The sequence below is a fragment of the Mycobacterium gastri genome (genome assembly GCF_002102175.1).
Lineage (GTDB): Bacteria > Actinomycetota > Actinomycetes > Mycobacteriales > Mycobacteriaceae > Mycobacterium > Mycobacterium gastri.
This window is the reverse complement of record NZ_LQOX01000003.1, coordinates 15,696-41,832: the sequence shown is the minus strand read 5'-3', so window position 1 is coordinate 41,832 and position 26,137 is coordinate 15,696. Positions and strand designations below refer to the sequence as shown.

The window sequence follows — 26,137 nt, the reverse complement described above, 5'->3', positions numbered from 1 at the left end:
CGGCTTGCCAGGTCGTGCAGCGCTTGCAGCCACGGTTCCAGCTGTGCTGCTGCCGCCGAGGCCCCGGCATGATAGCCCGCCATCGCGGCCACATCTTGAGCCCACATCTGTTCGTACTCGGCCTCGACGGCCGCGATCGACGGAGCGTTCTGCCCGAAGAAATTCGACAAAATCAATTGCACCAACCCGTCCCGGTTGGCCGCTACGGCCAGCGGATGGATCGTCGCCGCCCGCGCAGCCTCGAACGCGTCGGCCACCGCCTGCGACTGCACGGCCGCTCCCGTCGCCCGACCCGCCGCCGCGCTCAGCAACTCGGTATAGGGAGCCGCCGCGGCCGCCATCGCCGCCGAGGCGGGGCCCTGCCACGCCTGACCCAGCAACCCCGACGTCACCGACGAAAATGACGACGCCGCATCAGCCAACTCGTCCGCCAAGCCATTCCAGGCCGCGGCGGCCGCCGCCATGGGAGCCGAACCCGCACCGGAAAACAATCGCGCCGAATTGACCTCCGGCGGCAATACCGAGAAATTCATGATCACCGACCCCCTTTTGTCGATGCATATTCCGGCGGCTACCCCCGCGCCAAGAAATTAGAAATTGATTTTATACCCCGGCCAGTGAAATGTTCAAGATGCCGACAATAAATTTGCGGCATTATTCGTCAACCAGGGTGGCGAATCCTTGCAGATGAGGTGTGCAGGGCGGCGGCACCAGAGTCCGGGGAATGCTGCGCAGTCCGCTGGTGTCGAATCCGGCCTTGGCAATGGCATCGATCGTTCGGCGGTTCGGCTCGCATCCGGACGCCAGCCGAGACCAGGGCCTTGCGATCAGGTCCTGGAACCGGCCCATCGTGCCCTCACCGCGAACGTGCTCGAGGACGACCAACCTGCCCGCGGGCACCAGCACCCGCCGGATTTCGGCGAGGGTGGCGGCCACGTCGTCGACCGAGCACAGCACCAGGCCGACGTGTGCCGAGTCGAAACTGTTGTCCGGGAAGGGAATCGACTCGCCGGCCCCGTCGACTACGTCGACCGCGATGCCGTGACGGCGCGCCAGCGCGGCAGCCATCCGCCGAAACGCCGCCACCGGCTCAACGGCGGCGACCGATGTCACCGCGGGCGGAATAAACCGCAAATCGGTTCCGGGACCAACACCGACCATCAGCAACCGGCCGGTCGCGTGGCTCATCGCCTCTCGTCGATACCGGTTGTAGAACGTCCGGTCGAAGAGTGGCATCCCGAATCGATACACATACGGAAACAACGAATTACCGTGCGTCAGCCACCACCTTGGTCCAGTCGGAACGGTGGATACTCGTCTCGCATCAACGAAACGTACACCGCCACCCGGTAACGCCAACGGACGATGCCCATCAGGAGGTCGAACATGCCCGGATGGATCGTGCCGGTGCACAGCAACCACATCGCGGAAACCACGCACAGCACCTGCAGCAGCGGCTCCATCGCCCAGCACAGCAGTATCTGCGGAAGCCCCAGCAGCCACCACTTCGCCAGCACCCGCCATTTCCCCAGCCGCTGCGGATAATCCACCTCGAGATCCCCCGGGTACTCGGGCCGAGACGCGAGCGTGAAGGGCGGGTATTTGTCGGTGCTGTTCATCGGGAATCGGTAGTTCATGACTCGCCAGGACCAGCGCAGCACTCCGACGTTGAAGTCGAAGATGCGGCGCGGATACCGTCCGGTGAATGCGATCACGACCCCGGCCGCGACGGTCAGCAGCGGATACACAGCGTAGAGCAGTATCAAAATCGGGTAGTGGGGGACGGCAAGAACGCACCACTTGAACAGCCACAGCCAGCGCGAGGGCGTTTCGATCGCACCTCGTACCCGTACCTGATCGGCCGCGTTCATCGCATCGCACCCGACGCGGCGGCCGGCACGGCGCCGAGGTCCCTGTTGATCTGCACGGACATCCGACGGTGGCTCGTCCTACTCAAAAATGTTGTCAGCGCCCAGGTGTGGAGCCTGTCGGAGATCATTGCCGCCGGCCTGAGCACGGACTCACGGTGCGACACCGGTAGCGAGGCCAGCCGCGACACCGCCATGAGCTTGCGGCGCCTGGTCTTCTCGTACCAGCGCAGCGCGGCTGACACGTCGCTGGTGCCGAAGTCCCACAACGCTTTGCGCAACACCATCGTGTCGAGCAGCGCCTGATTGGCCCCCTGCGCGAGGGTGGGCGGCATCGTGTGGGCGGCGTCGCCGAGCAACGTCACCGCGCCGCGACCCGGAGGCGGAATGGGATGGCGGAAATGCGGGTAGGGCGAATGGACCAGGTCCGCATCGGTCAGCGCCGCCAATACCCGATCGACCGATCCGGACCATCCGGCGAACGTGGCACGGATCATCTCGATCGGACGTTGCGGCCTGATGAAGTCGTACGACCACGGCAGGTCGAACCACCACTGCACATCGCAGCCTCCGGCGGGCCACAGGCCGGTGTTTCCGCGGTCGCCGATGATGACCTGCGCGACCTGCTTGTCGGCGAGATCCGGCAGGTTGACCAGCCCCTGCCAGCTACACCAACCGGTCGGCTGCGCATGCTGCGCGCCGACGATGTCTCTGATCGTCGAGTGCAGGCCGTCGGCGCCGATCAGCAGATCCGCTTCGGCCGGGTTGCCGTCGCGGAATTCGACCCGCACGCCGTCGCCCCCGCCGGCCACCCCTACCACCCAGGCGTTGCAGCAGATGCGTTCGGCCGGAAAGCCTTTCAGCAGCCGTTCCACCAGGATTCGGCGCGGGACCATCCGGACCGGCGCGCCCAGCCGGCGCACCATCGCGGCCACGTCCAGCGTGGCAAGCGGACGACCCGTGGACGTCAGTACCCTTACGGCAGAAAGCAATTGGCCGGCGCCGTCCATGTCGACGCCCAGCTGCCCCAGCACCGTAGCTCCGTTGGACCAGATGGTGACGGCGCCGCCACCTGCCCGCGCATCGGGCCGCCGTTCGAACACGGTGACGTCATGCCCGTCGCGCAGCAGCCCCCGCGCGATGGATAGACCGCCGACACCGGCCCCGACGACAAAGATGCGAAGCCTCACCGAACCCCCCTTGCCCAGATTCGTCGGCGGCGCCCAAAGAGTCATCGGCATGCGTCCGTTTCAACCGGCGGAGTTCCCTCACTCCGAACGACGAATCCGCACGCGATTCGGTTCACTCGGGGTGCCGAGGGCCAAGTTGCGACCCCCCGCCACGGTTTACTAGGATATGCAAGTATCGGACGCCGCAGCCGCTAATCCGCCGCTCACAACCAGGACAGCCATGACCACACATATTCCGCATTTCATCGACGGGCAACGCGCCACTGGCCAGTCCACCCGCACCGCCGATATCTTCGACCCCAACACCGGTCAGGTCCAGGCGAAAGTGCCGATGGCCTGCCTGGCCGACGTCGACGCCGCGGTGGCATCGGCTGTCGAGGCCCAAAAGGGCTGGGCCGCATGGAATCCGCAACGCCGCGCCCGGGTGCTGATGCGGTTCATCGAGTTGGTCAACGACAACAACGACGAACTTGCCGAGCTGCTTTCCCGCGAGCACGGCAAGACGCTGGCCGACGCCGCGGGCGACATTCAGCGCGGCATCGAGGTAATCGAGTTCTGCCTCGGGATCCCGCATCTGCTCAAAGGTGAGTACACCGAGGGCGCCGGTCCGGGCATCGACGTCTATTCGCTACGGCAGCCCCTCGGCGTCGTCGCCGGGATCACCCCGTTCAACTTCCCGGCGATGATCCCGCTGTGGAAGGCCGGCCCGGCCCTCGCCTGCGGAAATGCGTTCCTGCTCAAGCCGAGTGAGCGTGACCCGTCGGTTCCGGTACGGCTGGCCGAACTATTCGTCGAAGCCGGCCTGCCCCCCGGCGTATTCCAGGTCGTGCACGGCGACAAGGAAGCCGTCGACGCCATCCTGAATCACCCCGACATCAAGGCGGTCGGCTTCGTCGGCAGCTCCGACATCGCCCAGTACATCTACGCCGGGGCCGCCGCGACCGGCAAGCGCTCGCAATGCTTCGGCGGCGCCAAGAACCACATGATCGTGATGCCCGACGCGGACCTCGACCAGGCGGTCGACGCGCTGATCGGCGCCGGCTACGGCAGCGCCGGCGAACGCTGCATGGCGATCAGCGTCGCGGTCCCAGTGGGCGAGCAGACGGCGGAACGGTTGCGCGCCAGGCTGATCGAGCGGATCAACAACCTGCGGGTCGGCCACAGCCTGGACCCCAAGGCCGACTACGGCCCGCTGGTCACCGAGGCCGCGCTGACCCGGGTGCGCGACTACATCAACCAGGGTGTGGCGGCCGGCGCCGAGATCGTCGTCGACGGCCGCGAACGGGCCAGCGACGACCTGACTTTCGGTGATGCCAATTTGGAAGGCGGCTTCTTCATCGGACCGACGCTGTTCGACCACGTCACCCCGGACATGTCGATCTACACCAACGAGATCTTCGGACCGGTGCTCTGCATGGTCCGCGCCCACAACTACGAGGAAGCCCTGCGGCTGCCGTCGGAGCACGAGTACGGCAACGGCGTGGCGATCTTCACCCGCGACGGGGACACCGCCCGCGATTTCGTCTCGCGGGTTCAGGTGGGCATGGTCGGTGTCAATGTCCCGATCCCGGTCCCGGTGGCCTACCACACCTTTGGCGGCTGGAAGCGCTCCGGGTTCGGCGACCTCAACCAGCACGGCCCGACGTCGATCCAGTTCTACACCAAGGTCAAGACCGTCACCTCGCGCTGGCCATCCGGCATCAAGGACGGTGCCGAATTCGTCATCCCGACAATGCAGTAACCACTCATGTTTACCCTCAACGACGACGAGCGGGTGATCACCGAGACGGCGGCCGCCTTCGCCGAAAAGCGGCTCGCCCCACACGCTCTGGAATGGGATGCCAGCCACCACTTTCCGGTTGACGTGCTGCGTGAGGCCGCCGAACTCGGGATGGCCGCCATCTACTGCCGCGACGACGTGGGCGGCAGCGGGCTGCGCCGGCTGGACGGGGTACGCATCTTCGAGCAGTTGGCGATCGCCGACCCGGTCACCGCAGCATTCTTGTCCATCCACAACATGTGCGCGTGGATGATCGACAGCTTCGGCACCGCCGAACAACGCAAGATCTGGGTACCGCGGCTGGCCACAATGGACGTCATCGCCAGCTACTGCCTGACCGAGCCGGACGCCGGATCGGACGCCAGTGCCCTGAGCACCCGAGCTGTCAAGCACGGTCCCGGAAAAAACGCAGACTATGTGCTCGACGGCGTCAAGCAGTTCATTTCCGGGGCGGGCGCCTCTGACGTCTACGTGGTGATGGCCCGCACCGGTTCGGACGGCCCGCGCGGCATATCGGCCTTCGTCATCGAAAAGGGCACTGCCGGACTCAGTTTCGGCGCGCCCGAACAGAAGATGGGCTGGCATGCGCAACCAACAGCGCAGGTGATCCTCGACGGGGTCCGGGTGCCCGCCGATGCCATGCTGGGTGGCTCCGACGGCGAGGGCGCCGGCTTCGGCATCGCGATGAACGGCCTCAACGGCGGCCGGCTCAACATCGCGGCATGCTCGCTCGGCGGCGCGCAGGCCGCCTTCGACAAAGCGGGCGCCTATGTTCGCGAGCGACACGCGTTCGGCGCCAGCCTGCTCGACGAACCCACCGTCCGGTTCACCCTGGCCGACATGGCCACCGGACTGGAAACGTCACGAATGCTGTTGTGGCGGGCCGCGAGTGCGCTCGACGACAATTCCGCCGACAAGGTCGAGCTGTGCGCGATGGCCAAGCGCTATGTCACCGACACCTGCTTCGAGGTCGCCGACCAGGCGTTGCAATTGCACGGCGGGTACGGCTACCTGCGCGAGTATGGTCTGGAGAAGATCGTCCGCGACTTGCGGGTGCATCGAATTCTGGAAGGGACCAACGAAATCATGCGGGTGGTCATCGGCCGGGCCGAGGCCGCGCGGTTTCGCGCCACCGTTTAGGAGGGCTGCACCACGTGACAGAGACGATCGCGTTCCTGGGTCTGGGCAACATGGGCGCACCCATGTCGTCGAATCTGGTTGCCGCCGGCCACGTCGTGCGCGGCTATGACCCCGTGCCCGCGGCAGCGGCGGCCGGGGCCGCAACCGGCTGCGCGGTGTTCGACAGCGCAGCCGCCGCGGTGGCCGAGGCCGACGTGGTCATCACCATGCTGCCCAACGGTGGCGTGGTCAAAAGCTGCTATGCCGAGGTGCTGCCCGCCGCGCATCCGGGTGCACTGTTCATCGACAGCTCAACGATCTCGGTCGGCGACGCCCGGGAGGTGCATTCGCTGGCCGCATCGCACGGGCTGGCCCAACTCGACGCGCCGGTTTCCGGCGGTGTCAAGGGTGCCGCGGCCGGGACGCTGGCGTTCATGGTCGGCGGCGACACGGATGTCTTGGAACGGGCCCGTCCGGTGCTGGAACCCATGGCGGGCAAGATCATTCACTGCGGTGCGGCCGGGGCGGGCCAGGCCGCCAAGCTGTGCAACAACATGGTGCTGGCGGTACAGCAGATCGCGATCGGAGAGGCGTTCGTGCTGGCCGAGAAGCTCGGGCTGTCGGCCCAATCCCTATTCGACGTCATCACCGGCGCGACCGGCAACTGCTGGGCGGTGCACACCAATTGCCCGGTGCCGGGCCCGGTTCCGACATCGCCGGCCAACAATGACTTCAAGCCGGGCTTCGCGACGGCGCTGATGAACAAGGATTTGGGCTTGGCGATGGACGCGGTGACCGCCACCGGATCCGCGGCGCCGCTGGGCCGCCACGCCGCCGAGATCTACGCCAAGTTCGCCGCCGACCACGCCGATTTAGACTTCAGCGCAGTGATCGAAACGTTGCGCGGCAACTGAATTCGCGGGTTCATTGCACCTCCGGCCCAGGGATGCCGCAAGCTGATCGGCCCGTTGCCCGCCGGCTAGGTCAACCTAGGTCAACCCTAGGTCAACCCGTCCAGGCCGAGCAGCAGCCCCCCAGCGCCGGCAGCGCCTGGCGCACCCGGCGGCGCGCCAAGCCCGCCCTTGCCGCTGTTACCACCGTTGCCGATCAGCACGGCGGCGCCGCCGTTGCCGAACAGCCCGGCGGCCCCGCCGGCACCACCCGCCTTGCCGGGCGCGCCGGACCCGCCCGCGGCGCCATTGCCGAACAGCGGGCGCCCGGTCAGCGCCAAGAAGGGCGCGTTGATCGCGCTGAGCAGCGGACTGGTTATTGACGCGGCGCTGGCGGCCTCGGCGGCCGCATACGAGCCCGCACCCGCGGGCAGCGCCTGCACAAACTGGGCATGAAACGCCGCCGCCTGCGCACTGAGCGCCTGATAAGCCTGGCCGTGCGCCTCAAACAGCGCTGCGATGGCCGCCGACACCTCATCGGCGCCCGCGACCAGCACCACCTCGGTGTTGGCCGCCGCCGTGGCGTTGGCCGCGCTAATCGCCGAACCGATACCAGCCACATCCGTGGCCGCTGCCGTGATGGCCTGCGGCGCCGCGATCACAAACGACATGTGATACCTCCCAGTAGGTCATGACCCCAGTAAGCCAGGACAACCCGGGAGATGCCCGGGTCATCGTCGACCCATGGGCAGGAGCCGATCATGGCGCCGAACGGGCGGCCAAATCCCAGGTTTTCCCATGATTTATCGCCGGGCCGCTCAAGACCGCGCCGCCCGCCGCGGCGGCAGTGCCTGGCGCACCCGCCACCCCACGGCAGGCCTTGCGCCTAGGCGTCTGGTGCCTGAGGTGCTGGCGCATGTGCTAGCACGTTTGCAACTCGCATCATGGTTGCTCGGCGGGTACTCGTGTGGCGATTGAGGCTGTTGAGGGTCAGGTGGTGCATCTCACCGTTATCGGCAGGGTCATAGCTCAACAAATCGGCCCAGGAATGCGGCGAGCTGGTCTGCCGGCGCACTCTCCGGTGAGCACGGCTGCTCCTCGGCGAAGGGCTTGCCCGGCCCCCGGAACTCCGGCCCCACGAACGCCCGCACGGCGGCGAGCTGTTCGGTCGCCAATTCGGGGTCAAGATCGGTGGGTTGGCCGGTGGCGGCCGCCAGATCCCACGCATGGGTCAGCACATCGCTGGTGCGGATCCCGACGAAGACCTGGCCGGGCAGCTCACCGAACGGCAGCTTGAAGGTGGCGGACATCCCGTTCGGCGCGGCGAAGACCTCCTGGGCGGCCGCGGCGGCGGTCCGATGGGCGGCCAGGATGTCGTCGGGCCGTACGGGCGGCTCGACCGGGTGTTGCGCCCATTGCCCGACGTGCTCGTTGCCGCTGATGACATGCTCGATCAGATCCCGCACGGTCCACTGCGAGCAGGGTGTCGGAGTGCTGTGCTGGTCGGGACTGACGTTGGCGAGGACGCCGGCGAACGCGTCCTGAGCGCGCTGGTGAGCAACTAATCCGTAGTTCCCCCTGGTTTGGTGACGGGTTGGGGTGTGACCTGCAGTTTTGCGGTCTGGTTGTGGGTGTACTGCCTACGTGTAGCCGAAGCGGTGGGAGACGTCGAGGAGTTCGAAGGCTCGCCGTTGCAGCGGGGTGGGGGTGGTGAGTTTGGTGAATGCCGGCATGTCGTCGATGGGTTGGATGTAGTTGATGCACAGGGTGCCCAGATCTTTGAGCAGGCTGGTGAAACTGTGCACTGGGTAGTCGTCTTGGGTGCGTTTGCGGGCGGCTTTGGCCAGGGCGACATCGGAGCGCTCGGCGGCGGCGACTGGGTCGATGCGTTTGGCCGCTGCGGCGGGTTTGTTGTTGTCATGAAACAGGATTGGGGCCAGGGCTTGTTTCATGTGCCAGCTGATGTAGTAGGACAGCATCCGCAAAAACACGTGGGCGCGTACCCGGTGGGCCAGACGGTGGCGGATCGGCCGCACATCAAGCTCGGTGTTGAGGGTGCGAAAGAACCGTTCAACGTCTTCAAGTCCCTTGTAGCGCAACACCACATCGCCGTTGGGGAGAGTCTTTTCGGGCAGGCTGGTGCGCAGCACGTAGATGCCGTCCAGGGCGGCCTCGGCGTTGATCTGATCGGTCTTGCGTGAGAACGTCAACGCCTCGTCGGTGATCTCGATGGTGAAGTGCTTGGCCATCTTGTAGTGGTTGATGATCTTGCCCACCCGCATGCCGATCTGGTCGCGCCCGCGCAAGGGACGCCGGGCGCGGCCGGTGGCCGCGGCGATTTTCGCCAGTTCTTCTTCGGTGGCCGCCAGCAGCTCGTCGCGTGTGCGGGTGCGTTGGGCGGCCAAGATCGGGTTGCGGCAGCACACCAGCCGCTCGCCGGGGTAATCGGGATGGGTGATCTCGATCAGATTCTGTTCATCGAACAGCGACAGCTGCAAAGCATCGGCCTCGACCAGGGCCTTGATCTGCGGAGCCCGCAGCGCGGTGATCCAGTCCAGTTGGGCCGGACGAAGTTGGGACTCGATGCGCGCGCTGGTGAGCATGCCCCGATCACCCACCAGACAGACCTGTGTTAACCCGAATCGCGTTTTGAGCTTGTCGATCTGGGTGGCCAGGGTTTTCGGGTCGCCGGTATTGCCGTCGAACACCTCGATGGCCACCGGTGTCCCCGCAGTGCTGCATAACAGCCCATAGACGATCTGCAGCCGGCCTTTGACCCCGTCGCGGGCGTGCCCGATCTTGGCTATCGGGCACGTGCGTCCCTCAAACGCCGCCGAGGAAACGTCGTAGAGCACCAACGTGCCGTTGACTAAATGCCGGGCGGCTAACGCCTTTTCGATCGCATCCTTACGCTTGAGCGCCCAGTCCATGGCCGCATACAGGTCGTCCTCGTCAGCACCGCCAACGCCCAACACCTCGCCCAGCGAGCTGGTCGCGGTCTCAGAGCGCAGCCCACGCGCGGTCGCCAGCTTCGAGCCAGGATCGATCACGTGAGCGACCAGCATGGCCAGCACCAGATCGCGGTTGCGCGAGCGCACCGGGTCGATCAGCTCGGCGATCTCAAGCCGCGCCGCGCTGCCCAAGACCGCGGCCACGTGCCCGTGCTGCAGGCTGCGGGTGATCTCAAACGCCTTGGCCAGGTCCACCTTCGGTGGTAGCCCTTTGAGCACCTGGGAAAGCGCGTCGACTTTGTCCACGGGCCAGCGTGACAGATTGGCTAACGTACGGTTCTTCACCTTGCCGTCCTCGCGGTAGCTTTCCCGCAACAGGATCGCCGGCGGCGACCCTCGGTTCGGCACCCGCGCCACATACATGCCTATAACAGTAGGCCATCCGTGTGTCTATTTCTCGCAGGCACACCGATATGCATCTAGATTATTCTCCAATACATGTCTACGTAATCGGCAGCCATCGGACGCGAAACACCTGCTCATAACGATGCAGACCCCTCAGGACCGCCCCGCAGGGGGGAACTTCGGACTAATGGGTCCACTGCCCTGCCTTTCTCTCGGTGACTCTCGGTGTCTCTCGGTGTCAGACGGTGTGAGACGGTGTCAGACGGTGAAGTCTCCGGCGTTGCGCCGCAACGTTTCGATGGCGGACACCAGCGCCTCCGACTCGCCGGCGCCCATGCCGATATCGGCGAACACCTGCTCGTTGAGGGTCAGGGTGGCGTCCTCGACGGTGGCCCGCCCCAACTCGGTGATCCGCACCAACGTGGTCCGCCCGTCGGTAGGGTGCGGCACCCGTTGCACCAGCCCGTCGGCTTCCAGCCGGCGGATCGCGTGCGTGACGCTGGTGACATGAACCTGAAGGCGGTCGGAGGCCTTGGTGATCGGCAACGCACCGGTACGGCTGAACGCCAATAACCGCAGCAGCTCGAAACGGGAGAAACTCAGATCGTAGGGACGCAGCGCGGTCTCGACTCGGGCCAGCAGGATCTGGTGGGCACGCATCACCGATGTCACCGCGACCATGCCCGGCGCCACGTCACTCCACCCGGCTTTCTCCCAGTTGGCCCGGGCCACGGCGATCGGGTCGGGCCTGTCCGGTCGTGATGCAGCCACGCCCTTTCTTACCGCACCGGCGGGGTCATCGGGTCAACACGCGAGATTCATGCCGCAGATTTTCCCACCGCGGACAACACCGCCAGAGTCGACGCACGGCTGCCCACGGTTATCCGGGCACCGCCGTCCGGGTACAGCCGCACCTGCAGGCCCGCCCGGACGAAAACGTCATGCCACAACCGACCCCTCGACAGCAGGTACATGAAGTTCGCGTGCGCATCGGTGGTGGCTATCCCCATGGCGCTCAATTGCCGCTGCAGGTAACGCCGTTCGGCCGTAATCAGCCGAACCCTGTGCAGCAACTGGTCTTCGGCTTCGTAGGAGGCCGCCACCGCAGGCAAGCCGCTGCCGGCTATGCCGAACGGAAGCTGCTGGGCCCACAACGCCGCGGCCAGTTCCGCTGCGGCCAGGCCGTAACCGATCCGCAGCCCGGCCAGCCCGTAGGCCTTGGAAAAGGTCCGCACCACCAGCACGTTGGGGAACCGAGCAAGCAACGCCGAAACATCGATCCGATGCTCGGGCGCGGCGAATTCGACGTATGCCTCGTCGAGCAACACCACGGTGTCAGGCGGCACCCGGCTCAGGAACCGCACCACCGCCGGCACCGGCTCCAGCGTGCCGGTCGGATTGTGCGGCCGGCACAGCACCGCCACTCGGGCGTGGGCGGCGGCGTCGGCCAGCGCCCCCAGATCGTGATGGCCATATGCGTCGAGCGGGATGGTCACCACCGTCAATCCCGCCAGCTGCGCGACGATCGGATACCCGTCGAAGGTCGGCTCGGCCATGGCGATCGCGTCGCCCGGAACGGTCACTGCCCGCAGCGCCTGCATCACCACGCCGGTCGCACCCGCGCCCAGCACCACCCGGTGGGCGGGCATACCGATATTGCCGGCAATCAAGTCGCGCAGGCGTTCCGGCAGGAACTCCGGATACCGGTTCACTGCATCGATCGAGCGGATCAGCGCCGAGCGCACCGCGGGCAGCGGTGGGAACGGATTCTCGTTGAGCGACAACGCAAAAGGATCGATCGCGCTCGGGCTCGTGACGGTGGGCATCAGGGCCGCCCGCCCCAGCGCACCGCGGCGGCCCCGGCGAAATCGCCGGCGTGCGCGAACCCTGCCATCATGACCGTGTCGCCGGTCGCCACCCGCCCGGTCGAGATGGCGCGATCCAGGTTGACCGGAATCCCCGCGCCGAACAGGTTTCCGCATGCGTCGAAGGTGTCCAGGTGCCGTTCGGCGGGCAGTTCGAGTGCTTCTCGCCAGTTGCGCAGGAACACCCGGTTGGGCTGGTTGGTGACCAGCAGGTCAATGTCTTTGGACGGCAGGCCAATCCGATCGCAGACTGCCAGCGCCACTTCCGGGACCTGTCGGTTGCCGCGGGCCAGCACCTTGGTGATCTTGCTTTCGGTGAAACCGATGCAGAGCTCGCCGGTTCCGGGCTGCCACCACTTGCGCGGCGGGTCCGGGGCAAGCGTCATTTCGCCGGCGTATTCGCCGTAGGTGCGGCATTCGATGCCGAGCACGGGCGACCGGTCGGACAGCGTGACCAGGCCCACCGCGGCCCCGTCGCCGGGCACCGCCGCTTGCGCCTTGCGACGGACTCCGGGTTGGTCGAACACCTGGCCGGCCGAATTCTGCGCGACGGCGATCAACGCCGTGCGCCCGGCGCCCGAGGCCAGCAGTTGGCGAGCCACGTTGAGCGCCAGCACGAATACCGCGCAGCCACCGTTGTGCAAGTCCAGCACCCACGAGGGCCGCATGCCCAGGCGGTGGGCGATCCCGCCACCGGCCCCGTAGAACGGCACATCCGGCGCCTGAGTATGGGTGATCAGCACGTCGACGGCCTCGATCGCCTCCTCGCCGTGGCGTTCGATCAACCCTCGTGTGGCACGCTCGACCATGTCGACGGCGGTCTCGTCCGGGGCGACGTGATGGCGCAACGCCGGCGCGCGGAACATCAGGCTGTCACGCAGGTCGTCGGATTCGGCGAATTGTGCGTAGTAATCCGCGCCGACCGGCTCACCGGGCAGGTAGCTGGAAACGTCAATGAGGCTGACGGATTGGCCCACCATGCATCTCACCGCATCCACACGGGTACGACGGGTAAGCCGTTGCGGTGCCGGTATTCCGCGATGGCCTTGAGGTTCTTCAGTTCCAGCAGGTGGCCGGCACCGAACATGTCCCAGAAATCCCCTACCCAGACCGAGCGGTCGCCCGGCGCGGTCTCCGGGTAGGGATTGTGGTCGTAGAACGGGTGGTGGCAATTCGTCCACAGCACAACCGAACCCGGTCTGTCCAGTACCACCTGCGCGTCGACGACGCGCATCAGGTAGACCATCCACAGATGCTTGCCCTGATCCCAGGCGCAGTGGTAGTCGACCGTGCGGGCCTGTTCGTTGGCAATGGTGCGGGTGTAGATCTTGGTCTGCGAACCGAGCTGATCGTGAGCCAACCACAGCCCCGGCTCGTCAGTCGTCGTGAAGCCGCGCAGGCTGTACGTCCACTCCTCGAGGCTGCGGGTGTCGGCCATATAGGCGAACAACTCGTCAGGGGGACAATCGATGAAATCGTTGACGGTACAGTACTCCCCGAAAACCTGATCATGCGGATACACCGACCGCATCATCTCCATGATGATGGGGGTGGCCTGCTCCCGAGGGCTGGTTTCGATACGGATCAGCCCGTCGATGGGTGCCACGGCGCCGCTACGGGCGCGGGTGTGGGTCAATATATCGTCAAGCGCTGGCAGCGACATCGGTACGATTCTCCTTCGAGGTGTTTCCAATGAGAAAAGGTGCAAACGGCGGAATTTCGTCGGCAGCGCATTCGACACTGACCACTGCCGGCCCGTCGGCATCCAATGCGGATCGCAATGCGGTGGCTAACCGGCCGACGTCGGTGACGTCGACAGACATCAGGCCCGGAAACATCGCCGCCAGGCCAGATCCCAACCGGCTGCGGCGAAACCTGTTGTAGCTGTAAAGATCTCCGTAGAACAGCTGCTCGCGGGTCACACACATGGCATGGGCGTTGTTGTTGAACAAGACGAACGTCATCGGGAGCCGGTACTGAACGGCGGTGTGCACCTCCATGCCGTGCATGAAAAAAGCCCCATCTCCGGCGATCACCACGGTGCGTCCGGCGGGCCGTCCGGTGTTGGCGCGCCCCAAGGCCATTCCGATGCCGGCACCGAAGCTGTAGCCCATGCCGCCCATGCCGAGCGCGACGGCGAACCTGCCGCCCCGGCGGGCCGACAGGTAGTGGATCGCCGCGGCGCCGGTGTTGCCGGCGTCGACCACGATGTCGGCGCCGTCGGGCAGCTCATCGTTGAGTACCGCCATGGCGTCGCGGTACCGCACACCCACGCCCGTCCAGGACGGCGGCCGCAGCTCGGTGCGCTGCACCACGTCAGGCACGCGCAGCCCGGTGGGCCGCCCGGGTCCCGAGAGCGCCTGGATGAGGATGCGAAGTGAGCCGCGCAGGTCGTCGGTATGCACATGGGTGCACGGAAAGTAGGGCGGCGCCGAACCGAGCGACACCGTTCGCACCGCGGCCAGTGCGTCTTCCAGGCCGGCACGGGCGGTCATGGGCATTCGGGTGCCGACGACGAGGCACACCGCGCTGCCGGCCACCGCTTCGGCCACGTGCGGGTGGCCCATCACTCCGGTCACTCCCAGCGCTGACGACGACCCCAGGCCCGGTGTCCCGGCGACATCCTTGGCCTCCGGCACGGTCGCCACGCGGGCCCGCAACAGCGCTCGCAGCTGCTCGAGCTCCAGCCGGGCGTTGTCGCGCGCCACCTGCTCGCCGACGATGATCGTGACCGGGCCGTTCGCCAGGCGCAGAAGCTGCGCTATGGGATACGGGTTGCCGATAGGCCGCACGTCCCCCGGCGGCCGGCTGCGCTCTTCGACCGCCACGTATCCCTGCTGAATGTCCTTGGGCAGCAACAACACTGCCGGACCACCGGTGCGCGCCGTGGCGATGGCACGCGGCAAGGCCGAGGCGATGTCGGCCGGCGCGAGCAGCCGCTGGCACGATAGCGACACCGCCGAGAACACCGCTTGGGCATCCAGTGATCCGTTGCGCCCACTGGTGTCCTGAAAGGCGCCCCGGCCGTCCAGGGTGGTGGCGGGTTGCCCGACCAGGGCGAGCACCGGAACCCGGCTGGCCAGCGCCTCTCCCAATCCCGCGACGAGATTGAGAGCACCGCCGCCGGAAGTCGCCGCCACCACTCCTAACCCAGATCCCAGCCCGGCCCCGCTGCGGCTGTACCCGTCAGCCATTGCGGCGGCGGAGAATTCGTGCTTGGCCAGGACGGCGCACAGCGACGGGTGGAAATGCGCGGCGTCGTAGAGATCTTCGATGTTGGCTCCGTCCACACCGAAGACGTGGTCGACTCCGATCGCCGCGAGGTGGTCCACGATGTAGTCGACCACCCGGTGCTTCCTGGGCATGTCGGTAACACGACCCGCGGCGAACTTCAGTTCACCGCGGGCCGGGCGAATTCAGAGCGAACGCTGCAGCAGCACCTGGCCGGTATCGGCGGAAACCACTTGCACGGCGGCGATTCGATCGACCGGTATCGAGATGCTGCCGGCTGGTGTCGCAGTGTGGCCGGGTTCGGCCACCCACGTCGCCAGCCGGGTCTGGGTGCCATCACGACCCACCACGACCATCGCCAGCGTGTCGTGGGGCGCATCCGGCGGAGCCAGGCAAACGCACCGCAAGTTGATGAACGTCCCCCAGTGCTCGGGGCGAAGCGACACCGTCGAAGCCAGCAGGTGGGTCCCGACCTGTGCCATCGGCTGCGCCGACACGGTCGCCGGCTGCGGCGAACCGGAAGGACCCTGGACACCGATGAGCACACAAATTACCAATAACACCGCCGCAGCGGCCGAGGCCACCCACGTCGTCAGCCGGGCGCGGCGACGGCGCCAGCGCACCGTGGCCAGCAACGACGGCAACAACTGCGGCGAGAGCGGCGGCGCCGGCTGCGGAGGAGCCGCGCCCGGGCCGGACTCGTTCATCGTCGCCACCTCGTCGCGGTCGAGCTGCGAAAGCAAGGCGGGCACACCGGAGAGCTCGGCGACGGCCTGCCGGCAGGCGAGGCAGCGGCTCATGTGCTCTTCGTATTCGCGGCGATCGGTCGCCGACAGCGAACCCAATACGTAAGCGGCGTCCCACATCCCATAGGGGTGGTTGTGACCGGTCGCCAGGTCATACCCCTTGTTGTCACCGGGGGGGCCAAGCCCCCGAAGCGACGTGACCATGTCATCCATCTCCTGTCACCCCCAAGTATTCGGAGCGGACGGCCGCCTGGATGGGTCCGTGAACAGTCCCTCGAACCAGGCCTGCCGTCATCGTGTCACCCCAAGTTCCTGCAGACCGAGACGCAGCGCCCGCACCGCGTAGTGAAGTCGCGACTTGACGGTCCCTTCGGCGATTCCGAGGTCGCCGGCAATCTGCGCGGTGGTCCAACCACGATAGTAGGACCGCTCGATCACGGCCCGGTGCTCGACGGACAAGTGAGCCATCGCCTCGGCGATCAGCAACCGGTCCAGCGCCGCGTTCACCTCGTCGGGCACGGACTGCTCGGGCGCGCCCGATTCGTCGGTGGAGCCGACGACATTGCGGGACCGTGCGCTGCGCCGATCGTCAATGATCATGTTGCGCGCGACGGTGAACAACCACGCGCGCGCCGACCGTTCGGTATCACCTATCACTTCCGGGTGCTGCCATGCCCGCAACAACGTCTCCTGGACGACGTCCTCGGCCTGGCTCGCGTCGCCGGTCAACCGCAACGCGTAGCGCCACAACACCGCGGCATGCTCGTCGTAGAGCGACTTCATCAGCGCGGCCTCGGTAGCCCCGGGCGCCGCCCGAGTGCCGGGCACCCGACCCACTCGATCACCTCCCGCTTCTGACACGAGTCGAGTAGGTGTTTGGTTCAGCCGTCTAACCAAAGGTCAGGATTCGGGGCCCGTCCTCGGTTACCGCAACGGTGTGTTCCCAGTGTGCCGCACGCGACCCGTCGGCAGTAGTGACCGTCCAATTGTCGTCGAGCACCACGGTCCTGCCAGTGCCCAGGGTCAACATCGGTTCGATGGCCAGCACCGAACCCGCGACCAGCACTGGGCCGCGCCCGGGAGCGCCCTCGTTGGGCAAGAACGGATCCATGTGCATCTGCCGGCCGATCCCGTGGCCGCCGTACCCGTCGACGATTCCGAACGAGTGGCCGTAGCGGGTCTCGGCGGTACGGGTACCTTGCTCGATGGCATGGGAGACGTCGGTCAGCCGATTACCGACCACCATTGCCTTGATTCCGGCCTCCAGTGATTCCCGGGTCGCTTCCGACAGGGCTTCGTCGGCCGGACCGAGCGGTCCGACCCCGAAGGTTATTGCCGCGTCGCCGTGCCAGCCGTCCAGGACGGCGCCACAGTCGACCGAAACCAGGTCGCCGGCGGCCAGGATTTCCGCTGCGGACGGAATGCCGTGGACCACCCGGTCATTGACCGAGACGCAGATCGACGCCGGGTAGCCGTGATAGCCCAGGAACGACGGGGTAGCGCCGGCTTCGCGGATCACTGTCTCGGCGATGTCGTCGAGGCTCAGGCTCGACGCTCCGGCGACCGCCGCCGCGCGGACGGCTCGCAGGGCCGCGGCCACGACGGAGCCCGCCGCGGCCATTGCGTCAAGCTCGCCGGCAGTGCGTTGTGGCACGACTTTGCGGCCCCGCAACCGTGCCAGGGCACACATGGCTACTTCCCCAGGGCCTGCAACGCGCGAGCGAACACTTCGTCCATGGTGCCGACCGCGTCGACGGTCTTCAGTTGGCTGCTGTAGTACTCCAGCAGCGGTGCGGTCTCGTCGCGATATACCTTCATCCGGTTGAGGATCACCTCGTCGGTGTCGTCGGCGCGGCCACGGCCTCTGAGCCGCTCCAGCAACACCTCCTCCGACACCCGGAACTCCAGCACGGCATCGATGTCGGTCCCCCGGCGTTCGAGCATCTCGTGCAGCGCCTTGGCCTGTTCCACCGACCGTGGATACCCGTCCAGGATAAAACCGTTGGCCGCGTCGGGGTTGTTCAACCGATCGTCGACGAGTTCGTTGGTCAGATCGGACGGCACCAGGTCACCGGCGCTCAGGTACCGCTTGGCCTCGATGCCCAGCTTGGTGCCGTCTTCGATGTTTCGCCGGAACAGCTCGCCGGTGGAGATCTGCGGGATCCCCAGCTTCTCGGCCAGCTTTTGGGCTTGCGTCCCCTTGCCCGCCCCGGGCGGTCCCAGCAAAACGACTCTCACTTGAGGAACCCTTCATAGTTGCGCTGCATGAGCTGACTCTCGATCTGTTTGACCGTATCCAAACCGACGCCGATCATGATCAGAACCGCGGTACCCCCGAAGGGTAGGTTCTGAACTCCGCCGCTGGCGCCGATCTGGAGGAACAGATTGGGCAACACGGCGATCACGCCGAGGTAGATCGAACCCGGCAGGGTAATCCGGCTCAGCACATAACGCAGGTAATCAGCGGTCGGGCGGCCCGGACGAATGCCTGGAATGAAGCCGCCGAACTTTTTCATCTCATCGGCACGCTCGTCGGGATTGAACGTGATCGACACGTAGAAGTAGGTGAAGAAGATGATCAGGCTGAAGTAGATGGCGATATAGCCGATGTTGCTGGGGTCGGACAGGTAGGTGGCGACGAACTTGTCCCACCAGCCGCGGCCGAGACCCCCGGTGCCGCTGCGGACCAGCTGAGTGATCAGGTGCGGAATGTAGATCAGCGACGAAGCGAAGATCACCGGGATGACGCCGGCCTGGTTGACCTTGAGCGGCAGATACGTCGACGTTCCGCCGTACATCCGCCGGCCCACCATCCGTTTGGCGTATTGCACCGGGATGCGGCGCTGGCCCTGCTCGACGAAAACCACGCCGACGATGATGATCAGCGTGGCCACGCAGACCGCGGCGAAGACCGCGCCGCCGCGGCTTTCCAGGATGTCATGTCCTTCGGGATAGATGCGGGCGGCAATGCCGACGAAGATCAGCAGCGACATGCCGTTGCCGATGCCGCGTTCGGTGATCAACTCACCCATCCACATCACTAGCGCCGCGCCACTGGTCATCACCAGCACGATGACGACCAGGGTGAAAATGCTGTCGTCGGCGATGATTTTCTCGCGGCAGCCTTGCAGCAGCTGGTCGTTGGCCGCCAGCGCCACGATGCTGGTGGCCTGCAGAATCGCCAGCGCGATCGCCAGATAACGGGTGTACTGCGTCATCTTGGCCTGGCCGGACTGACCTTCCTTACGCAGTTCCTCAAACCTGGGGATCACGACGGTCAGCAGCTGCACGATGATGCTGGCCGTGATGTAGGGCATCACCCCGACCGCGAACACCGTGAGCTTGAGCAGCGCACCGCCGGAGAACAGGTTGATCAGCGAGTAGATCTGTCCGGCTTCGCCGCTGCTGGCCTGTTTGATGCACTGCTGAACGTGCGGAAAGTCGACGCCCGGAGAGGGCAGTGAGGCCCCCGCCCGGTACAGCACCACAATGCCCAGCGTGAAGAGGATCTTCCGTCTCAGGTCGACTGTACGCAGCGATGAGATGAAAGCCGAAAGCACTACTTCCTCCTGCGCAGCGGGGGGTCATCCTGCATTACGCGCCCAACACTCGCAGGCCAGGACGTACGGCCGCATTATCTACAGCGCGTCAAACCGTTACGAGATTAACAGCTGATGTGGGCGGGACTTGCCTGGGTGGCCGTGGCGGCGCCGGGCGAGCGTACAGTCTTGCTAGTTCGTTATATTTGCTAAGTATCAATAAGTGGCCGGCGGAGGGCAAACGGATGACGCAATTGGGTAGCGCGCGCTTCGAGGGCGACACCTGGGATTTGGCTTCCAGCGTGGGTTTGACGGCCACCATGGTGGCGGCCGCACGCGCGGCGGCCTGCCGGGACGCCAACGGCGCCGGAGCCATTGCCAGCGACCACTTCGCCGAGCCGCTGGTCAAAGCGGTCGGCGTCGACTTCTTCAGCCGCGTCGCCAGTGGCGAGCTAAGTACCGCCGACGTCGATGACGACACGGCCAACGGCATCCGGCACTTCGCCAACGCTATGACCGTGCGCACCCGGTTCTTCGACGACTTCTTCACCGACGCAACCCGGGCCGGTATCCGCCAAGCCGTCATCCTGGCGTCCGGCCTGGATTCCCGCGCTTACCGGTTGCCCTGGCCGGCCGGTACCACCGTGTTCGAAGTCGACCAGCCGCGGGTGATCGAGTTCAAGACCGCGACGCTGGCCGGCCTGGGTGCGCAGCCGACGGCCGATCGGCGCCCGGTAGCGGTCGACTTGCGTGACGACTGGCCGGCGGCATTGCGCGAAGCCGGCTTCGACCCGGCCCAGCCAACCGCCTGGTCCGCAGAAGGGCTGCTGGGTTACCTGCCGGCGCAGGCCCAGGACCGGCTGCTGGACCAGGTCACCGCCCACAGCGCACCGGGCAGCCGGTTCGCCACCGAGGGTCTGCTCGACGTCAACGATCTCAACCGAGAAGAGCTGCGACGGCGCATGCGGCGCCAGAACGAGCGGTGGAATCGCCACGGCTTCGATCTCGACATGGCGGCTCTGCTGTATTTCGACGACCGCACCGACGCGGGCACATATCTGGCTGCCCATGGTTGGCGGATCGCCGGGGTGAGCAACACCGACCTGTTCGCCCGACACGGACTGCCACCCGTCGACGGCGACGACGCTCCCTTCGGCGAGGTGGTCTACATCTCGGCCGAATTCAGTGGCTGAGGCAAAGCCGGCGCGAACTCGAGGTGCAAGCCGGTCAGCGCGCGCAGGGTGTACGCCGGCTCATAGCTGAATCGCCGGTTATCAGGCGCACCATGCTCGGCGGTGCTGAGCCGGATTGCGGTTAACCGGTCCAGGATGCATTCGATCGAAATGCGGGCCTCGACGCGGGCCAGCGCCGCTCCGGGACACGAATGCGCGCCGCGACCGAACGCCATATGGTCGCGGGCGTTGCTTCGGTCCAGGCGAAACTCATTGGGCCTGACGAACTTTCGGGGATCACGGTTGCTTGCCCCGGGACAGAGCATCACGGTGGTGCCGGCCGGGATCACGACATCACCCACCCGGGTGGTCTTGCGGGCCAGCCGGAAGTCGCTCTTTACCGGGCTTTCCATGCGCAGGACCTCCTCGACGAACTGCGGAATCCGGCTGCGGTTGGCACGCAGTTGCTCCGCCAGATCGGGACGCTCGGCTAGCAGCCGAACCGACCAGCTCAGCATGAACGCGGTGGCCCCCCGTCCGGCGGTGAAGAGCAGGGTGGCGCTCCTGGCGAGGTCGGCGACCTCGGGTGTCGTCCCGTCGGGATAGCGCGCGGTGGCCAGTTGCGTCAGCACATCCGCGCGGGGTTCGCGTCGCCGCTCCACCAGATAGCGGACGAATATGTCGTCCAGCCAGCGCAGCGGATCCTCCGGTAGCGGCGCATGGTCCAGCGCACCGACCGGCACCGGCGGCCGCGGCACGTCGAATAGCCGGCGGTCGTGGCCGGGCACACCGAGCAGGTCTGCAATCACCCTGTACGAGAAGGGCTTTGCATATTCGGACACGAACTCGCAGTGGCCGGTGGCGATGAATTGGTCGATGAGATCACCGGCCAGGCGCCGCATCGACTCCGTAGCGCATGCGCGGCGCTCGGGGGTGAGCAGACGACCCAGCAGCGCCCGCGCCCGGGAGTGTTGGGGCGGGTCCATCGTGGTCAGGTAGTTGCTCATCGGCATCCGATGGCGGTGCCGTTCGATTTGCTCGCCGATGTCGTCGCCCCGCGGTTCGAACGGCAGCGGCGGAAACGGTCCGCCAACGGCGACGAGCGAGGAGAAATTGCCGGAGTCCCGGTAAACGGCATTGCCCTCGGGATAGCCGGTAATTGCCATCACCTGGTGGGGCGGCAGCCGCAAAACGGGGCTTTTCGCCCTGAGGTGGTCGAAGTAGGGATATGGGTTCGGCAACAGCGACTCGTCGCTGAAAAAGTCGACCGAGTCGTAAGCATCGGCGTGAATGCGCACCATCGCCTCGTACCGTAAATGCTCAATGGCTTGCAAGCTACAGTTCGCACGCGGCCAGCACGAGTGCTAACGTCTACCATGCGCCGGTCACAGAAGGGGTTTCGTCAATGTCCAACGTCATTATCGCCACCAGTGCAGAACTGAGCTCCACCGAATTATCCGCGGCTGACTTGAAGACCCTGCGCGACGTCAACGAGAAAATCGCCATCGCCCGCACCGACCCAACCCGGATCGCCGACGACGCCTGGCTCTGCCCCAACGCCGTCGTCTGAGCCGCGAATTTCGCGCTCCCCGCGCCCGCTCGGAAAAGGGGCGCGGGGAGATCTGTGTTTGCACGTCCGACCGATGGGAAGTCATTGATGGGTGCTGGAACTCGGTCCACTGATTCATCCGTAATCGACGGCATGGACACGCTCTGCACCAGCTATCTCGAGTTGCAACCCGACGATCGGGTGCTCGTACTTTATTCCGACGAACTGCACGGCGACGATGACCAACGCTTGCTCGAAACGCTGGGGCAACGCATCCGGGCGGGTTCGGCCGAAGTCCGGGTTGAGCCCGCTGACCGCTTCGACAAGCGCCGGGTCGGCGGCTTCGAGGTGCTGCTGCTGGTCAGCATGGTGTCCAGCATCCATCGCGCCGCTGTACTCGAGTATCTGCAAACGACCGAAAAACCGAAACATACCCGCATCTTTCGGCTATTCAACTTCTCCCCCGCGTTGTTCTCCCTGCCGCTGGCCGTCGACCGCGCATCACTTGACTCCTTGAACAATTCGGTGATCGCGGCCGCCAAGCGGGCGCACGACATTCACGTCACCAATCCGGCCGGGACGGACGTCCATATCAGGCCCGTGCCGGATGGCGGCTGGACAAACAGCTGCGGCTATTTCAACGGCCAGTTCCCGGCCATCCTGCCGCCCGGCGAGGTCAATACGTATACACCGCATGTGACCGGAATCGTGGTGGTCGACGGAGCGATAAACTCGAGCTTCGGTTTTCCCGGCGATCCCAGACTGGCCCGCAACCCCGTCACCCTGGAAATAACGGACTCGGTCGTGCAACGGGCCGGATGTTGCGATCCAGTGGTGTCGGGTGTTCTGAGCAACTTCTTCGAAGTCGAAAACGCCGACAGGGTAGGCGAAGTCGGCTTCGGCACAAACGAAGGCATAACCGAATGGGTCGGTTTCCTGTCGCACATCAATGAGCGCCATCCGGGTTTGCACCTCGGGCTGGGCACCCCGACCCAGTCGAGAACAAAGGTCGGTTGGACCGCACCGCTACACCTCGACATGATCCTCGACGGATGCAGCATCTGGTTCGACGAGGCGCTCGTCTTCTCCGACGGCCGGTGGGACCGCGCCGCACTCGACGGTCAGAGCCAGGGGCACACCGTAGGGGAAGTCCTACACATCGACGCGGTCTGAGACCCAAACACATGGCAGTCGACTCATCCCGATCCCCCGGCGACAGCTGGGATTTGGCATCCAGTGTCGGGGCCACGGCGACGATGGTCGCCGCCGCCCGCGCGCTGGCGTCCACAGCGGCCGACCCGATCATCGACGACCCGTTCGCCGCACCGCTGGTGCGCGAACGGTCAGCGTCGACCTACGCGACGACTGGCCGAATGCCTTGCGCCACAATGGATTCGACGACACGAAACCGACAGCCTGGAGCGCGGAGGGCTTGCTGATGTACCTGCCGCCCGACGCCCAGGACCGCCTGTTCGACAACATCACCGAACTGAGCGCGCCCGGAAGCAGGCTGGCCACCGAATACCATCCCGACACCGGATCGACGATGGCGCAACGTGCCCAGGAGTTCAACCAGCGGTGGGCCACATTGGGTTGCGATATCGACCTGTCGGGACTGTTCTACGACGGCGAGCGCAGCAACGTCGTGGAGTATCTGACCGGCCGGGGCTGGCAGGTGGGCACCCGGCCACGCCGGGAGTTGTTCACCGATTACGGTCGCGTCCTACCCGACGGCGACATGTCGCAGCTCGGCGACATCGTTGCCGTCACCGCAACCCTGTAACCGCTAGGCCGGATGGGCCGCCGGCGCGCGGACGACCATCGGAACGGCAGGGAACGCCCACGCCATCTCCGAGCGCGACTTGCGCAATGCCGCTGTGCCGTAACCCTTCTTGCGATGCTCGGGATGTATCCAGATCCGCACGTCTACCTCGCCGTGGACGAGCTCGCCGAACACCATGCCGACCTTCTGCCCGGAATCGACGGCGACGAACCAGGCCGCCTCCTCGTCGTCGACTCTGCGCAGCGCTGCCTTGATCTCGTCGTCGAGGTTGCCGGCTGGCCCGCCGGACCCGTCGCCCGCCGCAGCCATTTCCTCGGTGCGCGCGGCGAAGATGTCGCGGTCCTCCTCGGCGGAGAAGGGCCGCAGCTCAAGGCTTTCGCCGAAGCTCGCGGGACGATCTTTCGCGGCAAAGCTCAGCTGTTGGTTCAGGTCTTCGAGTTCGGCCAGGATCTGCTTGCGAGCATCCTGGGTGAGCTGGTCGAAGGACATGCTCATCACCGCTTCGGCGGCCACGTGCGAGGTGCCCAGCAGCGTCACGATCGCCTCGACCGCGGCCGCTTTGTTCTCGGCCTCGACGATGGCGTCGGCGACCTCGTGCCGACGTTCAAGTGCGGCGTACAAGGCATCTGCGATCTCGCGGCGGACGGCAGTCTGGTCGTGGTCTGTCATTGCATAAGCGTAGAACGACATACCCGGTATCGCGCCACCCGCTAGGCCAACTTTGATCCACTGAGCTCCAGGAACCGCCGATAGCGCTCTTTGGTCGGACCGATCCACTCCGGACGGGGTTCCACGACCCGCTCGACCGAGGCCCAGCGGGCGGCGTCGGCGATCGACGACTCCAGACCGGCCGCCATGCGCCCGAGGAAAGCCGCACCCAGGGCAGCTCCCTCGGCCACGCGGGACACCTGCACCACCCGGCCGGTCGCCTCGGCGATGGCCTGCAGCCAGGGATGGACGCGGGTGCCGCCACCGGATGCGACGAGACGCAAGGCCGGCGCCCCGCTCAACTCGATGAGCTGGCGAACCACGAAGCCCGATGCCTCGAATGCCGCCCGCCTTACCGACGCGGGGTCCTGGGTGAGGTCCAGGCCGTCGAGCAGCGCCCGGCGGTCGGGATCATGGAACGGCGTCCGTTCGCCACGAATGTAAGGCAGCCAGACCGGTACCCGCCGCGGGTCGGCGGCAGCCGGATCGCCCGGTGCCACAACGCGATCCACCCAGCCGAGGAACAAGCCCCCCGCGTTGCTGGCCCCGCCGATCTGGCTTTTCCCGGCGGCCGTGTGCGGAATGGTCCACAAGCCCGGCACCTGCCGGGGCGCGGCGATGGTCGTCCACACGATCAGCGTGGTGCCACACAGCACCAGCACATCGCCGTCGTGGTCGGCGCCCGCCACGATCTGCTCACACAGGGCGTCGATGGCGCCGGCCCCCAGCACCGCGTCGGTGCCGTGTACCTGAGCGATCGCCGAGCCGAACGTTTCGACCCGAGGCATCTGCGCGACACTGGCCCCGCGGTCGGCGCACGCCGCCGGGTTCCAACCGGACCCGTCGAACAACGGCAAACTCGTTACGGCCGTGGCGAAGTCGATCACCGGCTCACCCGCCAACGCGTAGTTGGCCACCGCCGGCGCCGGCCAGTAGCCGGTCGCGTCGGGCGCCTCGGCGGCCGTCCAGCGCAGGAATTCGGCGGCTTCACCCACCGACGGCAGCGGCTGTTGGGCGGCACCGGGTACCCGGCCCCTGCTGTCGCCGTACAGCAGTCCCGGGGTGATGGGCCGGCCGTCGGAATCGACGGCGGTCAGCGACGGCACCATCGCCGAAACGGCCACTGCTTTCGCAGCCGCCGGGGCCAGCTGGCCCAGGGCCGCCAACGGTCCGCGCCGCCATGCCTCGTCGGCATCGTGCTCGAGCCGGTCGGGGGCCGGCACCCGCAGCTGATGCGGGATCCGCACCCGCGCTTTGACAGTGCCGTTCTCGTCGGCGACCACCGCTTTGACCGCTGTGCTGCCGATGTCGATGCCCATTGTGACGGCTTCACGTGACACG

23 protein-coding genes and 4 pseudogenes are annotated in these 26,137 nt (G+C 66.2%); 7 read left to right on the top strand and 20 right to left on the bottom strand.

Annotation, left to right across the window (positions count from 1 at the left end; all coding sequences use genetic code 11):
* Positions 1–5 precede the first annotated feature (5 nt).
* The 4 genes and pseudogenes from AWC07_RS28255 to AWC07_RS00295 form a co-directional block, all read right to left on the bottom strand.
* Positions 6–533 (bottom strand): annotated as a pseudogene (locus tag AWC07_RS28255) (PPE family protein); the annotation flags it as partial.
* 121 nt (positions 534–654) lie between these two features.
* A complete protein-coding gene (locus AWC07_RS00305; RefSeq protein ID WP_084293313.1) occupies positions 655–1,236 on the bottom strand; it encodes a class I SAM-dependent methyltransferase in 582 nt (193 codons plus the stop codon).
* A gap of 41 nt (positions 1,237–1,277) precedes the next feature.
* Positions 1,278–1,871: a DUF4389 domain-containing protein gene (locus AWC07_RS00300; protein ID WP_036409543.1), complete on the bottom strand. Its 594-nt coding sequence runs from the start codon at positions 1,869–1,871 to the stop codon at positions 1,278–1,280.
* Entirely contained in the window at positions 1,868–3,103 is a 1,236-nt protein-coding gene (locus tag AWC07_RS00295; RefSeq protein WP_051507786.1) for an FAD-dependent oxidoreductase, read from the bottom strand. Before AWC07_RS00295 ends, AWC07_RS00300 begins: the two co-directional genes overlap by 4 nt.
* 175 nt (positions 3,104–3,278) lie before the next feature.
* Here AWC07_RS00295 and AWC07_RS00290 point away from each other — a divergent pair, with 175 nt between their 5' ends.
* Genes AWC07_RS00290 through mmsB form a run of 3 tightly spaced genes read left to right on the top strand, consistent with a single transcriptional unit; the run spans position 3,279 to position 6,871 of the window.
* Positions 3,279–4,799, top strand: a complete 1,521-nt coding sequence (locus AWC07_RS00290; RefSeq protein ID WP_036409542.1) for a CoA-acylating methylmalonate-semialdehyde dehydrogenase — start codon at positions 3,279–3,281, stop codon at positions 4,797–4,799.
* 6 nt (positions 4,800–4,805) lie between these two features.
* Positions 4,806–5,978 carry an isobutyryl-CoA dehydrogenase gene (locus AWC07_RS00285; RefSeq protein WP_036409537.1) on the top strand — a complete coding sequence of 391 codons (1,173 nt, stop codon included), beginning with the start codon at positions 4,806–4,808 and terminating at the stop codon, positions 5,976–5,978.
* Between the two features lie 14 nt (positions 5,979–5,992).
* Entirely contained in the window at positions 5,993–6,871 is an 879-nt protein-coding gene (gene mmsB, locus AWC07_RS00280; protein ID WP_036409533.1) for a 3-hydroxyisobutyrate dehydrogenase, read from the top strand.
* 95 nt (positions 6,872–6,966) lie between these two features.
* Here the strand turns inward: mmsB and AWC07_RS00275 are convergent.
* The 13 genes and pseudogenes from AWC07_RS00275 to secY all read right to left on the bottom strand — a co-directional run.
* Positions 6,967–7,518 (bottom strand): annotated as a pseudogene (locus AWC07_RS00275) (PE family protein); the annotation flags it as partial.
* Between the two features lie 351 nt (positions 7,519–7,869).
* Positions 7,870–8,412, bottom strand: a pseudogene (locus AWC07_RS00270) (TIGR03086 family metal-binding protein); the annotation flags it as partial.
* 75 nt (positions 8,413–8,487) lie between these two features.
* Positions 8,488–10,221 carry an IS1634 family transposase gene (locus AWC07_RS00265; protein ID WP_036409530.1) on the bottom strand — a complete coding sequence of 578 codons (1,734 nt, stop codon included), beginning with the start codon at positions 10,219–10,221 and terminating at the stop codon, positions 8,488–8,490.
* 240 nt (positions 10,222–10,461) lie between these two features.
* Positions 10,462–10,974: a MarR family winged helix-turn-helix transcriptional regulator gene (locus tag AWC07_RS00260; RefSeq protein ID WP_036409529.1), complete on the bottom strand. Its 513-nt coding sequence runs from the start codon at positions 10,972–10,974 to the stop codon at positions 10,462–10,464.
* A gap of 47 nt (positions 10,975–11,021) precedes the next feature.
* Entirely contained in the window at positions 11,022–12,029 is a 1,008-nt protein-coding gene (locus AWC07_RS00255; protein ID WP_036409528.1) for a pyridoxal phosphate-dependent aminotransferase, read from the bottom strand.
* The gene (locus tag AWC07_RS00250) at positions 12,029–13,048 is read right to left on the bottom strand and encodes a 3-oxoacyl-ACP synthase III family protein (protein ID WP_036409525.1); all 1,020 of its coding nucleotides are present in this window, start codon (positions 13,046–13,048) and stop codon (positions 12,029–12,031) included. The genes AWC07_RS00255 and AWC07_RS00250 overlap by 1 nt, the downstream gene beginning before the upstream one ends.
* A gap of 5 nt (positions 13,049–13,053) precedes the next feature.
* Positions 13,054–13,731 (bottom strand): hypothetical protein, encoded by a 678-nt coding sequence (locus AWC07_RS00245; protein WP_036409523.1) that lies wholly within the window; start codon positions 13,729–13,731, stop codon positions 13,054–13,056.
* A complete protein-coding gene (locus tag AWC07_RS00240) occupies positions 13,712–15,433 on the bottom strand; it encodes a thiamine pyrophosphate-binding protein (RefSeq protein ID WP_036409521.1) in 1,722 nt (573 codons plus the stop codon). The genes AWC07_RS00245 and AWC07_RS00240 overlap by 20 nt, the downstream gene beginning before the upstream one ends.
* Positions 15,434–15,484: 51 nt before the next feature.
* Positions 15,485–16,258, bottom strand: coding sequence for an anti-sigma factor family protein (locus tag AWC07_RS00235; RefSeq protein WP_036409519.1), 774 nt, complete (start codon positions 16,256–16,258; stop codon positions 15,485–15,487).
* A 78-nt stretch (positions 16,259–16,336) separates the two neighbouring features.
* Entirely contained in the window at positions 16,337–16,882 is a 546-nt protein-coding gene (locus AWC07_RS00230) for a sigma-70 family RNA polymerase sigma factor (protein ID WP_036409510.1), read from the bottom strand.
* Positions 16,883–16,934: 52 nt separating this feature from the next.
* Positions 16,935–17,735, bottom strand: coding sequence for a type I methionyl aminopeptidase (map, locus tag AWC07_RS00225; protein ID WP_036409508.1), 801 nt, complete (start codon positions 17,733–17,735; stop codon positions 16,935–16,937).
* 2 nt (positions 17,736–17,737) lie between these two features.
* Positions 17,738–18,283, bottom strand: coding sequence for an adenylate kinase (locus AWC07_RS00220; RefSeq protein ID WP_036409506.1), 546 nt, complete (start codon positions 18,281–18,283; stop codon positions 17,738–17,740).
* Positions 18,280–19,605: a preprotein translocase subunit SecY gene (gene secY / locus AWC07_RS00215; RefSeq protein WP_036409503.1), complete on the bottom strand. Its 1,326-nt coding sequence runs from the start codon at positions 19,603–19,605 to the stop codon at positions 18,280–18,282. Before secY ends, AWC07_RS00220 begins: the two co-directional genes overlap by 4 nt.
* A 224-nt stretch (positions 19,606–19,829) precedes the next feature.
* Between secY and AWC07_RS00210 the strand changes: the two genes are divergently transcribed.
* Positions 19,830–20,777, top strand: a complete 948-nt coding sequence (locus AWC07_RS00210; RefSeq protein WP_139829451.1) for an SAM-dependent methyltransferase — start codon at positions 19,830–19,832, stop codon at positions 20,775–20,777.
* Here the strand turns inward: AWC07_RS00210 and AWC07_RS00205 are convergent.
* Entirely contained in the window at positions 20,750–22,057 is a 1,308-nt protein-coding gene (locus tag AWC07_RS00205; protein WP_036409500.1) for a cytochrome P450, read from the bottom strand. The genes AWC07_RS00210 and AWC07_RS00205 overlap by 28 nt on opposite strands.
* A gap of 104 nt (positions 22,058–22,161) precedes the next feature.
* Between AWC07_RS00205 and AWC07_RS27315 the strand changes: the two genes are divergently transcribed.
* From AWC07_RS27315 to AWC07_RS00195, 3 genes and pseudogenes are all read left to right on the top strand, one after another.
* Positions 22,162–22,326 (top strand): hypothetical protein, encoded by a 165-nt coding sequence (locus AWC07_RS27315; protein ID WP_167379988.1) that lies wholly within the window; start codon positions 22,162–22,164, stop codon positions 22,324–22,326.
* 132 nt (positions 22,327–22,458) lie between these two features.
* The gene (locus AWC07_RS00200; RefSeq protein ID WP_036409498.1) at positions 22,459–23,478 is read left to right on the top strand and encodes a 2,5-dihydroxypyridine 5,6-dioxygenase NicX family protein; all 1,020 of its coding nucleotides are present in this window, start codon (positions 22,459–22,461) and stop codon (positions 23,476–23,478) included.
* An 11-nt stretch (positions 23,479–23,489) separates the two neighbouring features.
* Positions 23,490–24,088, top strand: a pseudogene (locus tag AWC07_RS00195) (SAM-dependent methyltransferase).
* 3 nt (positions 24,089–24,091) lie between these two features.
* Here AWC07_RS00195 and AWC07_RS00190 read toward each other — a convergent pair.
* Both AWC07_RS00190 and AWC07_RS00185 read right to left on the bottom strand, forming a co-directional pair.
* Entirely contained in the window at positions 24,092–24,757 is a 666-nt protein-coding gene (locus tag AWC07_RS00190; RefSeq protein WP_036409550.1) for a GNAT family N-acetyltransferase, read from the bottom strand.
* A gap of 41 nt (positions 24,758–24,798) precedes the next feature.
* Complete coding sequence (locus AWC07_RS00185) at positions 24,799–26,136, bottom strand: xylulokinase (RefSeq protein WP_036409546.1); 1,338 nt, start codon at positions 26,134–26,136, stop codon at positions 24,799–24,801.
* Position 26,137 lies beyond the last annotated feature (1 nt).

What these genes read in the sequence shown, in the direction of transcription:
- AWC07_RS00305 (WP_084293313.1), bottom strand. Translation starts at nt 1,236, where the DNA reads ATGCCACTCTTCGACCGGACGTTCTACAACCGGTATCGACGAGAGGCG.
- AWC07_RS00300 (WP_036409543.1), bottom strand. Translation starts at nt 1,871, where the DNA reads ATGAACGCGGCCGATCAGGTACGGGTACGAGGTGCGATCGAAACGCCC.
- AWC07_RS00295 (WP_051507786.1), bottom strand. Translation starts at nt 3,103, where the DNA reads ATGACTCTTTGGGCGCCGCCGACGAATCTGGGCAAGGGGGGTTCGGTG.
- AWC07_RS00290 (WP_036409542.1), top strand. Translation starts at nt 3,279, where the DNA reads ATGACCACACATATTCCGCATTTCATCGACGGGCAACGCGCCACTGGC.
- AWC07_RS00285 (WP_036409537.1), top strand. Translation starts at nt 4,806, where the DNA reads ATGTTTACCCTCAACGACGACGAGCGGGTGATCACCGAGACGGCGGCC.
- AWC07_RS00265 (WP_036409530.1), bottom strand. Translation starts at nt 10,221, where the DNA reads ATGTATGTGGCGCGGGTGCCGAACCGAGGGTCGCCGCCGGCGATCCTG.
- AWC07_RS00255 (WP_036409528.1), bottom strand. Translation starts at nt 12,029, where the DNA reads ATGCCCACCGTCACGAGCCCGAGCGCGATCGATCCTTTTGCGTTGTCG.
- AWC07_RS00250 (WP_036409525.1), bottom strand. Translation starts at nt 13,048, where the DNA reads ATGGTGGGCCAATCCGTCAGCCTCATTGACGTTTCCAGCTACCTGCCC.
- AWC07_RS00245 (WP_036409523.1), bottom strand. Translation starts at nt 13,731, where the DNA reads ATGTCGCTGCCAGCGCTTGACGATATATTGACCCACACCCGCGCCCGT.
- AWC07_RS00240 (WP_036409521.1), bottom strand. Translation starts at nt 15,433, where the DNA reads ATGCCCAGGAAGCACCGGGTGGTCGACTACATCGTGGACCACCTCGCG.
- AWC07_RS00235 (WP_036409519.1), bottom strand. Translation starts at nt 16,258, where the DNA reads ATGGATGACATGGTCACGTCGCTTCGGGGGCTTGGCCCCCCCGGTGAC.
- map (WP_036409508.1), bottom strand. Translation starts at nt 17,735, where the DNA reads ATGTGTGCCCTGGCACGGTTGCGGGGCCGCAAAGTCGTGCCACAACGC.
- AWC07_RS00210 (WP_139829451.1), top strand. Translation starts at nt 19,830, where the DNA reads ATGACGCAATTGGGTAGCGCGCGCTTCGAGGGCGACACCTGGGATTTG.
- AWC07_RS00205 (WP_036409500.1), bottom strand. Translation starts at nt 22,057, where the DNA reads ATGGTGCGCATTCACGCCGATGCTTACGACTCGGTCGACTTTTTCAGC.
- AWC07_RS27315 (WP_167379988.1), top strand. Translation starts at nt 22,162, where the DNA reads ATGTCCAACGTCATTATCGCCACCAGTGCAGAACTGAGCTCCACCGAA.
- AWC07_RS00200 (WP_036409498.1), top strand. Translation starts at nt 22,459, where the DNA reads ATGGACACGCTCTGCACCAGCTATCTCGAGTTGCAACCCGACGATCGG.
- AWC07_RS00190 (WP_036409550.1), bottom strand. Translation starts at nt 24,757, where the DNA reads ATGACAGACCACGACCAGACTGCCGTCCGCCGCGAGATCGCAGATGCC.